At 70.7% G+C, this 12,709-nt stretch carries 12 protein-coding genes; 8 read left to right on the top strand and 4 right to left on the bottom strand.

Features of this window, described 5'->3' with window-relative positions:
- Nucleotides 1-98: 98 nt before the first annotated feature.
- From OG446_RS25120 to OG446_RS25135, 4 genes are read left to right on the top strand one after another with little or no spacing between them, the layout of a single operon-like run.
- Entirely contained in the window at nt 99-1,034 is a 936-nt protein-coding gene (locus tag OG446_RS25120) for an ABC transporter ATP-binding protein (protein WP_328896157.1), read from the top strand.
- Nucleotides 1,031-1,771 carry an ABC transporter permease gene (locus OG446_RS25125; protein ID WP_328896158.1) on the top strand — a complete coding sequence of 247 codons (741 nt, stop codon included), beginning with the start codon at nt 1,031-1,033 and terminating at the stop codon, nt 1,769-1,771. The genes OG446_RS25120 and OG446_RS25125 overlap by 4 nt, the downstream gene beginning before the upstream one ends.
- Nucleotides 1,768-2,958 carry a sensor histidine kinase gene (locus tag OG446_RS25130; RefSeq protein WP_328896159.1) on the top strand — a complete coding sequence of 397 codons (1,191 nt, stop codon included), beginning with the start codon at nt 1,768-1,770 and terminating at the stop codon, nt 2,956-2,958. The genes OG446_RS25125 and OG446_RS25130 overlap by 4 nt, the downstream gene beginning before the upstream one ends.
- On the top strand, nt 2,955-3,566 hold the full coding sequence (locus OG446_RS25135) for a response regulator transcription factor (protein ID WP_328896160.1): 612 nt from the start codon (nt 2,955-2,957) through the stop codon (nt 3,564-3,566). Before OG446_RS25130 ends, OG446_RS25135 begins: the two co-directional genes overlap by 4 nt.
- A gap of 7 nt (nt 3,567-3,573) precedes the next feature.
- On the opposite strand, the gene OG446_RS25140 is transcribed toward OG446_RS25135, so the two are convergent.
- Nucleotides 3,574-4,257 (bottom strand): response regulator transcription factor, encoded by a 684-nt coding sequence (locus OG446_RS25140; protein ID WP_328896161.1) that lies wholly within the window; start codon nt 4,255-4,257, stop codon nt 3,574-3,576.
- The gene (locus tag OG446_RS25145) at nt 4,254-5,471 is read right to left on the bottom strand and encodes a sensor histidine kinase (protein WP_328896162.1); all 1,218 of its coding nucleotides are present in this window, start codon (nt 5,469-5,471) and stop codon (nt 4,254-4,256) included. Before OG446_RS25145 ends, OG446_RS25140 begins: the two co-directional genes overlap by 4 nt.
- Before the next feature lie 132 nt (nt 5,472-5,603).
- Here OG446_RS25145 and OG446_RS25150 point away from each other — a divergent pair, with 132 nt between their 5' ends.
- The 3 genes from OG446_RS25150 (at nt 5,604) to OG446_RS25160 (ending at nt 8,921) form a co-directional block, all read left to right on the top strand.
- Complete coding sequence (locus OG446_RS25150; protein WP_328896163.1) at nt 5,604-6,512, top strand: ABC transporter ATP-binding protein; 909 nt, start codon at nt 5,604-5,606, stop codon at nt 6,510-6,512.
- Nucleotides 6,509-7,363 (top strand): ABC transporter permease subunit, encoded by an 855-nt coding sequence (locus OG446_RS25155; protein ID WP_328896164.1) that lies wholly within the window; start codon nt 6,509-6,511, stop codon nt 7,361-7,363. The genes OG446_RS25150 and OG446_RS25155 overlap by 4 nt, the downstream gene beginning before the upstream one ends.
- Nucleotides 7,364-7,544: 181 nt before the next feature.
- On the top strand, nt 7,545-8,921 hold the full coding sequence (locus tag OG446_RS25160; protein WP_328896165.1) for an alpha-amylase: 1,377 nt from the start codon (nt 7,545-7,547) through the stop codon (nt 8,919-8,921).
- Between the two features lie 116 nt (nt 8,922-9,037).
- On the opposite strand, the gene OG446_RS25165 is transcribed toward OG446_RS25160, so the two are convergent.
- Nucleotides 9,038-9,967, bottom strand: a complete 930-nt coding sequence (locus OG446_RS25165; RefSeq protein ID WP_328896166.1) for an SDR family oxidoreductase — start codon at nt 9,965-9,967, stop codon at nt 9,038-9,040.
- Nucleotides 9,968-10,086: 119 nt separating this feature from the next.
- Between OG446_RS25165 and OG446_RS25170 the strand changes: the two genes are divergently transcribed.
- Nucleotides 10,087-10,659, top strand: a complete 573-nt coding sequence (locus OG446_RS25170) for a TetR/AcrR family transcriptional regulator (RefSeq protein ID WP_328896167.1) — start codon at nt 10,087-10,089, stop codon at nt 10,657-10,659.
- A gap of 106 nt (nt 10,660-10,765) precedes the next feature.
- Here OG446_RS25170 and OG446_RS25175 read toward each other — a convergent pair whose 3' ends face one another.
- Nucleotides 10,766-12,574: a coagulation factor 5/8 type domain-containing protein gene (locus OG446_RS25175; protein ID WP_328896168.1), complete on the bottom strand. Its 1,809-nt coding sequence runs from the start codon at nt 12,572-12,574 to the stop codon at nt 10,766-10,768.
- Nucleotides 12,575-12,709 lie beyond the last annotated feature (135 nt).

Raw genomic sequence — 12,709 nt, forward strand, 5'->3', positions numbered from 1 at the left:
CCGGCCCCGCCGTCACACGTACGGCATGACATCTGTCATCCCGGATCCACGACCCGTGACCCTGCCGGGCGCACCCCCGCCTGAGCCAGGCTGGACGCATGACAACGACAGCCCCCGAAGCCACCGCGGCCAAGACCGCCGTGGTCAGCTTCGACCAGGTCAGCAAGGCCTACGGAGACGTACGCGCCGTCGACGGGCTCACCCTCGACCTGCACCCCGGTGAGACCGTGGCGCTCCTCGGTCCCAACGGTGCCGGCAAGTCCTCCACCCTCGACCTCCTCCTCGGCCTGCGCACCGCCGACTCCGGGACGGTCCGCCTCTTCGGTACGACCCCGCAGGCGGCCATCGCCACCGGCCGGGTCGGCGCCATGCTGCAGTCCGGCGGCCTCATGGAGGACGTCACCGTCGGCGAACTGGTGGGGCTCGTCTGCGATCTGCACCCCAGGCCCTACCCGGTGAGCGAGGTGCTGGCCCGGGCCGGCATCGCGCCGATCGCCGGCCGCCTGGTCAACAAGCTCTCCGGCGGCCAGGAACAGCGCGTACGGTTCGCCCTCGCCACTGCCGGGGCCAACGACCTCATCGTGCTGGACGAGCCGACCACCGGCATGGACGTCACCGCACGCCAGGCCTTCTGGGCCACCATGCGCGAGCAGGCCGACCAGGGCCGTACCGTCCTGTTCGCCACCCACTACCTCGAAGAGGCCGACGCGATCGCCGACCGTGTCCTGGTCCTGCACAAGGGCCGGATCCTCGCCGACGGCACCGCCGCCGAGATCAAGGCGCGGGCCGGGGCCCGCCGGATCTCCTTCGAGATCGAGGGCGCGATCGACGAAGAGGCCCTGCGCTCCCTGCCGTTCCTCTCCACGCTCGACATCACCGGCCACCGCGTCCGTATCCAGTCGCACAACGCCGACGCGACCGTGCACGCCGTCTACGGGCTCGGCCTCTACCCGCGCGAACTCGAAGTCGCCGGACTCGGCCTGGAACAGGCCTTCGTCGCCATCACCGAGGCCGAGGAGGCCAGGACCAAGTGAAGACCCTCATCAGGCTCGAAGTGACCCGCACCCTGCGGAACAAGAAGTTCATGTTCTTCTCGATCATCTACCCGTCGGTGATCTACCTGCTGATCTCCGGCACCCAGAACACCACCGACAAGGTGCCGCACACCGATCTGACGCTGCAGTCCTTCTTCATGGTCTCCATGGCCTCCTTCGGCGCACTGACCGCCGTCCTGATGGGCAACAGCGAACGCATCGCCAAGGAGCGCGAGAAGGGCTGGGTCCGCCAGCTGCGACTGACCGCACTGCCCAGCCGCGGCTACGTCCTGGCGAAGATCGCCGGCGCGGCCATGGTCACCCTGCCCTGCATCGTGGTCGTCTTCCTCGTCGCGGCCTGTGCCAAGCACGTACGATTCGACCTCTGGCAGTGGTTCGCCCTCACCGGCGTCATCTGGGCCGGCTCGCTGGTCTTCGCCGCGCTCGGGGTGGCCATCGGCTACCTCGCCAGCGGCGACGCGGTCCGCCCGGTCACGATGATCATCTACTTCGTCCTCTCCATCCTCGGCGGTCTGTGGATGCCGAGCGCGACCTTCCCGCAGTGGGTCCAGAACATCTCCGAGTGGCTGCCCACCCACGCGTACGCTGCACTCGGCCAGGCCGTCGAGATGGGCGGCGCGCCGCACGCCAAGGACGTCGCCATCCTCTGTGCCTACTTCCTGCTCTTCGCGGGCGGTGCCGCCTGGCTCTACCGGAAGGACACCCTGAAGGCATGAACGAGGACGAGATGCCCGTGGGTATCGGGCGCCCGCCCACGAACACCAAGCAGGCCGGGACCAAGCTCCTGTGGATCGGCATCTGGCTGGCCTTCATGAGCGCGCCGGTCAAGGACCTCGCCGACGGCAACCACACACCGTGGGCGACCGCGCTCGGCACCCTCGGTCTGCTGGTCTTCGTCGGCAGCTATCTCGTCCTGGTCTTCCGCCACACCTCGAAGGCGCTGGACCCCTTCCGGGTCCGCGCCGCCCTCGCCTTCCTCGGCGCCCTCGCCGTCCTGCTCTCCCTGACGTTCGGCACGCCCTGGCTCGTCCTGTTCGTGTACGTGTCGGTGTCCGTCGGCGCCACCCTGCCGATGCGGACCGCCCGTTGGCTGATCCCCGCCGTCACCCTCGTCCTGGTGGCGATCGGCCTGACCGGCGAGCACCCCCGCGAGATCATCACCGCCCTGGTCTTCCCCGCACTCCTCGGCGGCTTCGCGATGTCCGGCGTACGGCAGATGATCCGCACCACGATCCAGCTCCGCGAGGCCCGCGCCACCGTCGCCCAGCTCGCCGCCAACGAGGAACGGCTGCGCCTGGCCCGCGATCTGCACGACCTCCTCGGCCACTCCCTCTCCCTGATCACCCTCAAGAGCGAACTGGCCGGACGGATGCTCCCCGACAATCCGGAACAGGCGGCCGCGCAGGTCGCCGACATCGAACAGGTCAGCCGCCAGGCCCTCGTGGACGTACGCAGCGCCGTCACCGGCTACCGCAGGCCGACGCTCCCCGGCGAACTGGCCGGGGCCAGGACCGCCCTCGCCGCCGCCGGGGTCACCGCCGACATTCCGGCCGAAGCTCCCCAGGACCTCCCCGAGGACCTCCCGGAGAAGGCGGAGGAGGTGCTCGCCTGGGCGCTGCGGGAAGCCGTCACCAACGTCGTGCGCCACAGTGGCGCCGGGCGTTGCACGGTCGCCCTCGCCCCGCGCCAGACCCTCGACGGACGCGTCCTCGAACTCACCGTCTCCGACGACGGCCGCGGCGCCTCCGGCGCGACGCGGGGCAACGGCCTCACGGGCATGGCCGAGCGCCTCGCCACGGTCGACGGGACGCTCACCACCCGGGCCACCGACCCCCGTTCGGGCAAAGGCTTCACCACGGTCCTCAGCGTTCCCCTCGAATCCGGCCTAGGATCCGGGGAATGAGCATGATCAGACTCCTCCTCGCCGAGGACCAGTCCATGGTGCGCGAGGCCCTCGCGGCACTCCTCGGCCTGGAACCCGACATCGAGGTGGTCGCCCAGGTCGCCCGCGGCGACGAGGTACTGGCCGCGGCCAGGGAACACTACGTCGATGTGGCCCTGCTCGACATCGAGATGCCCGGCATGACGGGCATCGAGGCGACGGCGGAACTGCGCCGCGACCTCCCCGGCGTCAAGGTCGTCGTCGTCACCACCTTCGGCCGCCCCGGATATCTGCGCCGGGCGATGGAGTCGGGCGCGGACGCCTTCCTGGTGAAGGACGCACCCGCATCCCAACTCGCCGAAGCCGTACGCAAGGTGCTCGCCGGGGAACGCGTCATCGACCCCACCCTCGCGGCCGCCGCCCTCGCCGACGGCGCCAGCCCGCTGACCGAACGCGAACGCGATGTGCTGCGCACCGCCGCGGACGGCTCGACCAACGCGGAGATCGCCGCGGCGCTGCACCTGTCCCAGGGCACGGTGCGCAATTACCTCTCCATGGCGATCCAGAAGATGGCGGCGCGCAACCGGGCGGAGGCGGTCCGGATGGCACGGGAGAAGGGCTGGCTGTAAGGGCCGTTCACCGGGCCGTCGAGACGAGCCCCGCCTCGTACGCGATGATGACGAGCTGCACCCGGTCCCTCGCGTCGAGCTTGGCCAGCAGCCGGGTCAGATACGTCTTGGCCGTGGCGATGCTGATGACGAGCCGCTCGGCGATCTCCGCGTTGGACAGCCCGCTGCCGACCAGCACCAGCACCTCGCGCTCCCGGTCGGTGATCGCCGTGAGCGGACGGGACGGCGGGGCGGTGGCGGGCCGGCCCGCGAACTCCTTGATCAGCCGCCGGGTCACGCCCGGTGCGAGCAGCGCGTCGCCGGCCGCCACCACCCGGACCGCCGCCAGAATGTCCTCCAACGCCATGTCCTTGACCAGGAATCCGGCCGCCCCGGCGCGCAGGGCGCCGTACACGTAGTCGTCGTCGTCGAACGTGGTCAGGACCAGCACATGGGCCGTTGCAGGGCTCGCGGCGATCCGCTCGGTGGCCTCGATGCCGTTGAGGCCCGGCATCCGGATGTCCATCACCACGACGTCGGGGGCCAGTTCGGCGGTCAGCCGGACCGCCTCGTCGCCCGTTCCGGCCTCGCCCACGACGTCGAGGTCGGTGGTCTCGGCCATGACCATGCGCAGCGCGGTACGTACGAGTGGCTGGTCGTCGGCGAGCACCACGCGGATCGGTGGCGCAGCGCCGGGGGCCGCGTCGCTCATGCCGCGTCCTCGGCGGACGCCGCGACGGGCACGGGCACGGGCAGCCGGGCCGTCACCCGGAAGCCGCCCTCCGGGGGCGAGGCCGCGACGAACTCGCCGTGCAGCAGGGCGACCCGCTCCCGTATGCCGACGAGGCCGAACCCCGCTTCGGGGGCGGGGCCCGCGCCCCGGCCGCGGTCGGTCACCTCGATGGCGAGCTCCTCCGAGCCGTACACGACCGACACCCGGCAGGAATCGGCCGCGGCATGGCGGACCACGTTGGTCACCGACTCCTGGATGATGCGGAACGCGGAGAGGTCGATGTCCGGCGGCAGCGGACGCCGTTCGCCGGCCCAGTGCACCTCGACCCGGACGCCGGCCGCGGTCGTGGTCCTCGCCAGCCGTTCGACATCGGCGAGGCCCTCCGTGGGACGCAGCGCCGCCTCGTACCCGGGCTCGGCCTCCCGCAGCGCGCCCAGCAGCCGGCGCAGCCCCGACAGCGTTTCCCGGCCCGCGGTCTCCACCGCGCTCATCGCCTCCCGGGCGGCGTCCGGCCGGGTGTGCACGACGCGGGCCGCCGCGCCCGCCTGGAGGGCGATGATGCCGACGCTGTGCGCGACCATGTCGTGCATCTCGCGGGCGATCCGCAACCGCTCCTCGACGACCGCCTGCTCGGCGGCCCGCGCGGCCAGGTTCTCGCCGTGCCGGCGCGACTCGTACGCCGAGCCGCCCAGCAGCCAGGCGACGACCGCGGTCAGCGCGACGACCAGCTCCGCCGATGTGCCGACGTCCCACCCGGCCAGCAGCCGGACGCCGAGGAAGCCGAAGAGAGTGCCGAACGCCATCAGGAGGGCGGCGAGGGCGGTCCGGCGCGACCGGGTGGCGGCGATGAAGTACAGCGCCACGTCGGCGGCCAGGAATTGGGCGAGCGGTATCTCCCCCACACTCAGCGAGACGGTGGCGACCGCGGCGGCGCCCAGCACCAGCGCCATGGCCTTCAGCGGACGCCGCTCCAGAGTCACGCACCCCGCCGCCGCCAGGGCCGCGGCGATCATCTGGGTCAGCAGACCGTCCCACCGGTAGAAGAGGACCCCGGGGCGGACGGACGGCTGGTACTCCCCGGGCAGCCGCATCCGCACGAGGAAGGTGAGCAGCACGCCCGCATACCAGCCCGCCCCTACCCACCAGCCGGGCGGGATGAGTTTGAGTCGGGGCAGCGAGGGTGTTGGCGACATGTGCCGATCGTAGCCAGCGCCCAGCGAGCAGGCATCGGACCACGGTTGTACACCCTGGGTCGACACCGGCCCCTGCGAGTGTCAGCGGTGGGCCGATGCCGAACGGGGCCGGTGGACGGCACCGTTGGCACCGTGATCGAAGTCAACGGACTGACCAAGCGATACGGCGCCGCCACCGCCGTCAAGGACCTCACGTTCACCGTTCGGCCGGGCGAGGTCACCGGCTTCCTCGGACCCAACGGGGCCGGCAAGACCACCACGTTGCGCATGCTGCTGGGCCTGGTCGAGCCGACCGCCGGAACGGCCACCCTCCAGGGCAGACGGTTCCGCGACCACCCGCGCGGACTGCGTCACGTCGGCGCTCTCCTCGACGCGGGCGACGTCCACGGCGGCCGCACCGCCCGCGCCCACCTCGCGATGCTGGCCCGCAGCAACAGCATCCCGCGCGCCCGGGTCGACGACGTGCTCACGGAAGTGGGCCTGACCGACGTGGCCCGCCGCCGCATCGGTGGCTTCTCGCTCGGGATGCGCCAACGCCTCGGCATCGCGACCGCGTTGCTCGGCGACCCGCCGGTGCTCCTCTTCGACGAGCCGCTCAACGGGCTCGACCCGGAGGGTGTGCTGTGGGTGCGCGGCCTCTTCCGCCGGCTCGCCGCCGAGGGGCGCACGGTGTTCGTCTCCAGCCATCTGATGACCGAGATGGAGAGCACCGCCGACCGGCTCGTGGTCATCGGCCGCGGTGAACTCATCGCAGCCGAGAGCCTGACCACCTTCGCCGCCCGCGGCACCCGGTTGAGCGTGACCGTACGCACCCCCGACGCCGTCGCGCTGACCCCGCTGCTCACCGCCGAGGGCGCCGAGGTGGTCCCGGACGGTGACCGCCTCTCGGTCACCGGCCTGACCGCCGCCCGGATCGGTGAGCTCTCCCTCCAGCACCGCGTCCTTCTCCATGAACTCACCACCATCGGGGCCTCGTTGGAGGAAGCGTTCATGGAACTCACCGCAGACAGCGTCGAATACCTCTCAGGAGAGCCCCGATGACCGTGGCGACGACCGCCCCCGCAGCCCGTGTGGCGCACGACGGACCCCGCAGCCGCTTCGGTGACCTGCTGGCCGCCGAGTGGCTCAAGATGTGGTCGCTGCGCTCGACACCCTGGATGTACGCGATCACCGCACTGGCCGTCATCGGGTTCAACGCCGGTACGGCGTACGACCAGTACAAGTACTGGTACCAGTACGACGAGCACGGCCGCGAGTCCTTCATCGCCAACGGCTCGCCGCTCATGGACGCCTTCACCGGGAACGCCGCCATGGTGCTCGTGCTGGCCCTAGCCGCCATCGGCGCCGTATCGATCACCGGTGAGTACGGCAGCGGCCTGATCCGTACCACGTTCACGGCCGTGCCGGCCCGCCGTCAGGTGATGGCGGCCAAGGCGCTCGTCCTCGCCGCGGTCACCACCGTCTTCGGCGCCCTGGTCGCCCTGGCCTCGTTCGCCTCGACCCAGGCGATCCTGTCCGCCCGGGACGCCTCGGTCTCCCTCGACCACCCGGGCGCCGTGCGCGTGGTGGTGGCCTCCGCACTGCTCGCCCCGGTGGCCGCGCTCGCCGGCCTGGCGATCGGCTCGGTGATCCGCCATACCGGAGGGTCCGTCGTCGGGTGCGTGGTGGTGCTGCTCCTGCTCCCGATGGTCCTCAGCGACCGCCGCCACCTCACGGCGGTGCTCCAGCACACGCTGCCCTTCAGCGCGTGGCAGCGGCTGTCGGTCTCGGGCTTCCAGCAAGCGCCCGAGCTCTACCCGTGGACGGCCGGCGGAGCCTGGGCGGTCTACGCCCTGTGGGCGCTGGCGGCGTGCGCGGTGGCCGTGGTCGCGGCGGACCGCCGCGACCAGTGACGTCCCCAACTCCTCTGCCCCGCAATATATTTCAGAAACCTTCTGGAAATCTTTGCGACACCTCTTGACGTGTTCACCGCCGTGGCGGCAGGCTCCGAACTCCCCCCACGGTGGCCAGGCGCGTGGCCACCCACGCCGGGTGCGGACCCCACATCCGTACCCGCGAACGAAGGAGCCGCAATTGAGTTCCCGCGTCGCTCGCGCGACACTGGCCGGCCTGCTCGCAGCCGCCGGTATCACCGTCCTCGCCCCCTGGGCCTCCCAGGCGACCCCGCCGGGCGAGAAGACCGTCACCGCCACGCTGTTCGAGTGGAAGTACGACGCGGTGGCCCAGGCCTGTACGGACTCCCTGGGCCCGGCCGGCTACGGCTACGTGGAGGTCTCGCCCGCCTCCGAACACATCCAGGGTGACCAGTGGTGGACCTCGTACCAGCCGGTCAGCTACAGGATCGCCGGGCGCCTCGGTGACCGCGACGCCTTCGCCTCGATGGTGGAGAGCTGTCACTCCGCCGGGGTGAAGGTCGTCGCCGACGCCGTCATCAACCACATGTCGTCCGGCTCCGGTACCGGGACGGGCGGCACCGCGTACACGAAGTACGGCTACCCCGGGTACTTCCAGGACCAGGACTTCCACGGCTGCCGCAAGGACATCAGCAACTACGGCGACCGCAACGACGTCCAGACCTGCGAACTGGTCGGCCTGGCCGACCTCGACACCGGCAGCGACGCCGTCCGTACGACGATCGCCGCCTACCTCTCGGACCTGCGCGGTCTGGGGGTGGACGGCTTCCGCATCGACGCCGCCAAGCACATGTCCGCCGACGACGTCGCCGCGATCAAGGGCAAGATGGCCGACCCGGGCTTCTGGGTCACCGAGGTCATCCACGGCGGTGGTGAGGCGGTGCAGCCCGACGAGTACACCGGCGTGGGCGACGTGGACGAGTTCCGGTACGGCGGCCACCTCAAGAGCGCCTTTCAGGGAGGCGGCATCACCGGTCTGAAGAACATCGCCGACGGCAAACTGGCGAGCGGCAGCGCCCGTACGTTCGTCGACAACTGGGACACCGAGCGCAACGGGTCGACACTGACGTACAAGGACGGTGCGACCTACACCCTGGCCAACGTCTTCATGCTGGCCTCGCCCTACGGCTCCCCGAACGTCTACTCCGGCTACGAGTGGTCGGACAAGGACGCGGGCCCGCCGAACGGCGGCGCGGCTGCGTGCGGCAGCGGTGGCTGGACGTGTACGCACGCGCGGACGGCCATCGCCGGCATGGTCGGCTTCCACAACGCCACGGCGGGCGCGGAGTTGACCGACTGGTGGGACAACGGCTCGTCGGCGATCGCCTTCGGCCGCGGCGACAAGGGCTTCGTGGCCCTCAACAACGGTGATGGCGAGCTTCAGCAGACGTTCGCCACGTCCCTCCCGGCGGGCACGTACTGCAACGTGGCGCAGGCCTCCCCGGATGCCTGCGACGGCAATACGGTGCAGGTCGGCGAAGACGGCACGGTCACGGCGACGGTTCCGGCGAAGGGCGCGCTGGCGCTGCACGGCTGATCCGGGCGGCGGGGGAGCGCCTCCGGGGTACCGGAGACGCTCCCCTTGCGGCCTTGCGGCCTTGCGGCCGGGCGGTCAGCCGGGTCAGGCGATCCGGCCGTCACGCGGACGGGGCGTCACGCGGACGGGGCGTCGAAATAGTGCCCCTTGTCGAGGTCCTCGATCAGCCCCGGCTGTTCGGGCTGCCATCCGAAGGAGGCGCGGGTCAGGGCGCTGGAGGCCGGGCCGTCCACCCCCACGAGGCCGCCCAGCCAGCCGAAGTGCGCGTCCGCGTCCTCGGACGGGACGGAGGTGACGGGGAGGCCGAGGCGGCGCCCGATGGTGTCGGCGACATCGCGGATCGGGACACCCTCCTCGCCGACCGCGTGCAGCGTCGACCCCGCGGGGGCGGCCTCCAGCGCGAGGCGGACGAGGTGGGCGGCGTCGGCACGGTGCACGGCCGGCCAGCGGTTGGAGCCGTCGCCGACGTATCCGGAGACCCCCTTGTCGCGGGCGATGCCGACCAGCGCCGCCATGAAGCCGTGATCCCCTTCGCCGTGCACCGTCGGGGGGAGGCGTACGACGGACGAGCGGACGTTGCGCGAGGCGAGGGAGACGGTCAGTTGGGCCGTGGCCAGCCGTGCCCGCGCGGCCGCGAAGGGTGTCGGCCAGTCGGGGCTCTGCCCGTCCTCCTCGGTGGCGACCCGGCCCGGCGCGAGCCCGAGCGTTCCTGAGGCGATGACGAACGGCTTGCCGGAACCCGCGAGCGCCTCGCCGAACGTCTCGACGGCCAGTCGGTCCGCGGCGGCGGCGCCCTCGAAGCCCCCCGAGAAGGCGATGTCGTGCTTGAACGCGAGGTGGATCACGCCGTCCGCGCCGACAGCCGCGTCGCGCAGGGTGCTGATGTCGTCCAGGTCCCCGCGCACCACCTCGGCTCCCGCGGCGACGAGCGCCTCGGCCGAGGAGTCCGAGCGGGCGAGCCCCACGACCTGATGGCCCGCCTCGATGAGCTCGGGAACGACGGCGGAACCGATCCAGCCGGACGCGCCGGTCATGAACACACGCATGGGAGACCTCCCGGGTCGGTCGACGGCTCCGGTCGTGCGCTACGAGGAACCATCGATGTCAGCAACTGACATCACCCTACTCCTGATGTCTGTCACTGTCATCGCATAGAATCGGCGGCATGGGTCGATGGGAGCCGAACGCGCGGGGCCGCCTGGAGCAGGCGGCCATGGAGCTCTATGGCGAACGCGGTTACGAGCAGACGACCGTGACCGAGATCGCCGCACGGGCGGGGCTCACGGAGCGGACGTTCTTCCGGCACTACGCCGACAAGCGCGAGGTCCTGTTCGGAGGCTCCGCTCTGCTCCAGGAGCTTTTGGTGGACACCCTGGCCGAGGCGCCCGCGACGGCGGCACCGATCGACGCCGTGGCTGCGGCACTCCGGGCTGCCGCTGCCGTGTTCGACGAGCGCCGCGAACAGTCGCAGCGTCGCCAGAAGGTCGTCTCGGCCAACGCGGAACTGCGGGAACGTGAGCTGGTCAAGCTCGCCTCGCTGTCCGCGGCACTCGCCGAGTCCCTGCGGACCCGCGGCGTCTCGGAACCGGCCGCGAGTCTGGCGGGGGACGCGGGCATCGCCGTCTTCAGGGTCGCGTTCGAGGGCTGGATCGAGGGGGCCGACGACCGGCCCATGGGCGCGTACATCGAGGAGGCCCTCGACGGGCTCAAGGCCATGATGGCGGGCGGCGGGGCCTGACGCGGGCGCGCGCGGCCGCGGACATGCATGGAGGGGCCTGACAGCAGTGCGCCCCGCCGTGGAAGGGCGGGGCGCACTCTCTTGCGTGTGTGTGGGGGAGGGCTCGCTAGGGGAACGACACCACCTGCGACGGAATGGTGTCCGTCCCCGAGGTGGGTGATCCGGTGTCGTTGATGACGTGTTCGTACTGGCCCTGTCCGCCGAGGGAGACGACGAGCAGGTCGTGGAACTTCACGCCGGGTTTCACCGGTGCCTGGAATCCGTGGTCCTGGCGGATGGTGGGGTCGACGTTGAAATAGCAGTAGCTGCCCAGGCCCCAGCCTTCGTGGGTGGTGACGGAGTCGTCGACCTTGTAGGCCGCGTAGCCCTTGGTGTCACCGTTCTGGATGGCTGCCTGGTTCGGAGCGTCGTACGCCTTCTCGTTCTGGAAGAAGATCGTCTTCCCGTTCTCCCCGGACCAGCGGACGTCGTACTTGTTGAAGTGCTCCACGAACAGGCCCGTCGCGAGCACGTTGTCGCCGTTGACCTGGAGGCCGTAGTCGGCCCGGTTGGTCTCCCAGCCGACGCCCTCGCCGTGGTCGGCGCGCCACAGCCAGGTGTGGTCGATGATCGTGTCGTTGCTGTTGACGACCATGCCGGTGGTGGCCTTGCCGGCTCCGGCGCCACCGACCCGGACGAACACGTCCTGGAGCGAGGTCGGGTTGTCGGCGTGGCTTGCGGACGCGCCCTCGGGGCCGACCTCGATCAGCGTGTCGGAGTTGGTGGGACCGGCGTCGACGAGCAGCCCGGCGAGCTTCACGCCGTCCACGTCACCGACCTTGATGGCCGTGACACCGTTGTCCGGAATGATCGTCGCGAGACCGAGCCCGAGTGCGACGGTGTCGGCGCGGTCGATGTTGATCGTCTGGTCGACGTGGTAGATCCCGGGAGTGAACAGCAGGTGCAGACCCTGGTCCACGGCCGCGTTGATGGTCTCCGCGGTCGCGCCGGGCTTGACCACGTAGAACTGGCTCAGCGGAATGGACTCACCCTGCGGTGTGCCGTTGGCCCATGAGACACCGTGCGCGTTGGTGCGCTTGGCGGGTACGAAGACCTTGTAGTCGTTGCCGTCCAGGTAGAGGAACGGCTTCTCGCGGGAGACCGGGGTGTTCTCCAGGGTGGTGTACGGCGGTTCGGGGAAGCTCTGGGCGGGTGCGCCCTCGACGCCGGAGAACGTCATGTTCCAGACGCCGTTGCCCCAGCCGCCGATCGAGCTGTCGCGGGTGTACCACTGCTGCTGCGAGTACGGGCCGACCTGGCCGTCGATCTTGCTGTCGGCGATGTACCCGCCACTCGCCCAGCCGTAGCCGTCGGGCGCGAGGTTGAGTCCGCCCTTGACGTGCATGCGGCGGAAGGGGGCGGCCTGGGAGACCGCCCAACGGTCGGTTCCGCTCACCGGGTTGAGGGCGAGGTTCTCGGCCGAGCGCCAGAAGTTCTGGGTGGCGTTGCCGTTGAACCAGCCCGCGTCGACGGTCACATCACCGTTGAACGTGGTGTCGTCCGGGTTCAGTCCGAGGCCGGCGATCTGGGTGTAGAAGCCGATCTGGGCGTTGATCTTGTCGTACGTGCCCGGCTTGAACATCAACGCGTAGCGGCCGGTGCCGAACTGCGCCGACTCCTGCTGCTTGAACACCTCGTCGACCTTGGCCTGGATATCGGGCATCGACGGGTCGAACACCATCACGTTGGGTCCGAGGTCACCGCCGCCCTCGACGGCCTGCGCGTCCTCGCCGAAGGCGGTCTGCGCCGTGGGGACGGCCATCAGTAGGGAAACGGCGAACGCGGCGAACCCGAACGTACGGGTCCGGCGCCTGCGGCGGGAGGCGGGGGCTCCCGTGGGGGGAGTGGTGGGGGGTTCCGTGGGGGGAACATGCATGGGGGGTAGGTCTCCTGAGTCGTGGTACGGGTGACACGACGGGCTCTTCGGAAAGCCTCTGAGAGCGCTCTCTGACGAGAGTTGATGCTTCCGCCGCCACCTGGGAAACGTCAAGAGGTGTGCAACAGAAGCCTC

The sequence above is a fragment of the Streptomyces sp. NBC_00236 genome (assembly GCF_036195045.1).
Lineage (GTDB): Bacteria > Actinomycetota > Actinomycetes > Streptomycetales > Streptomycetaceae > Streptomyces.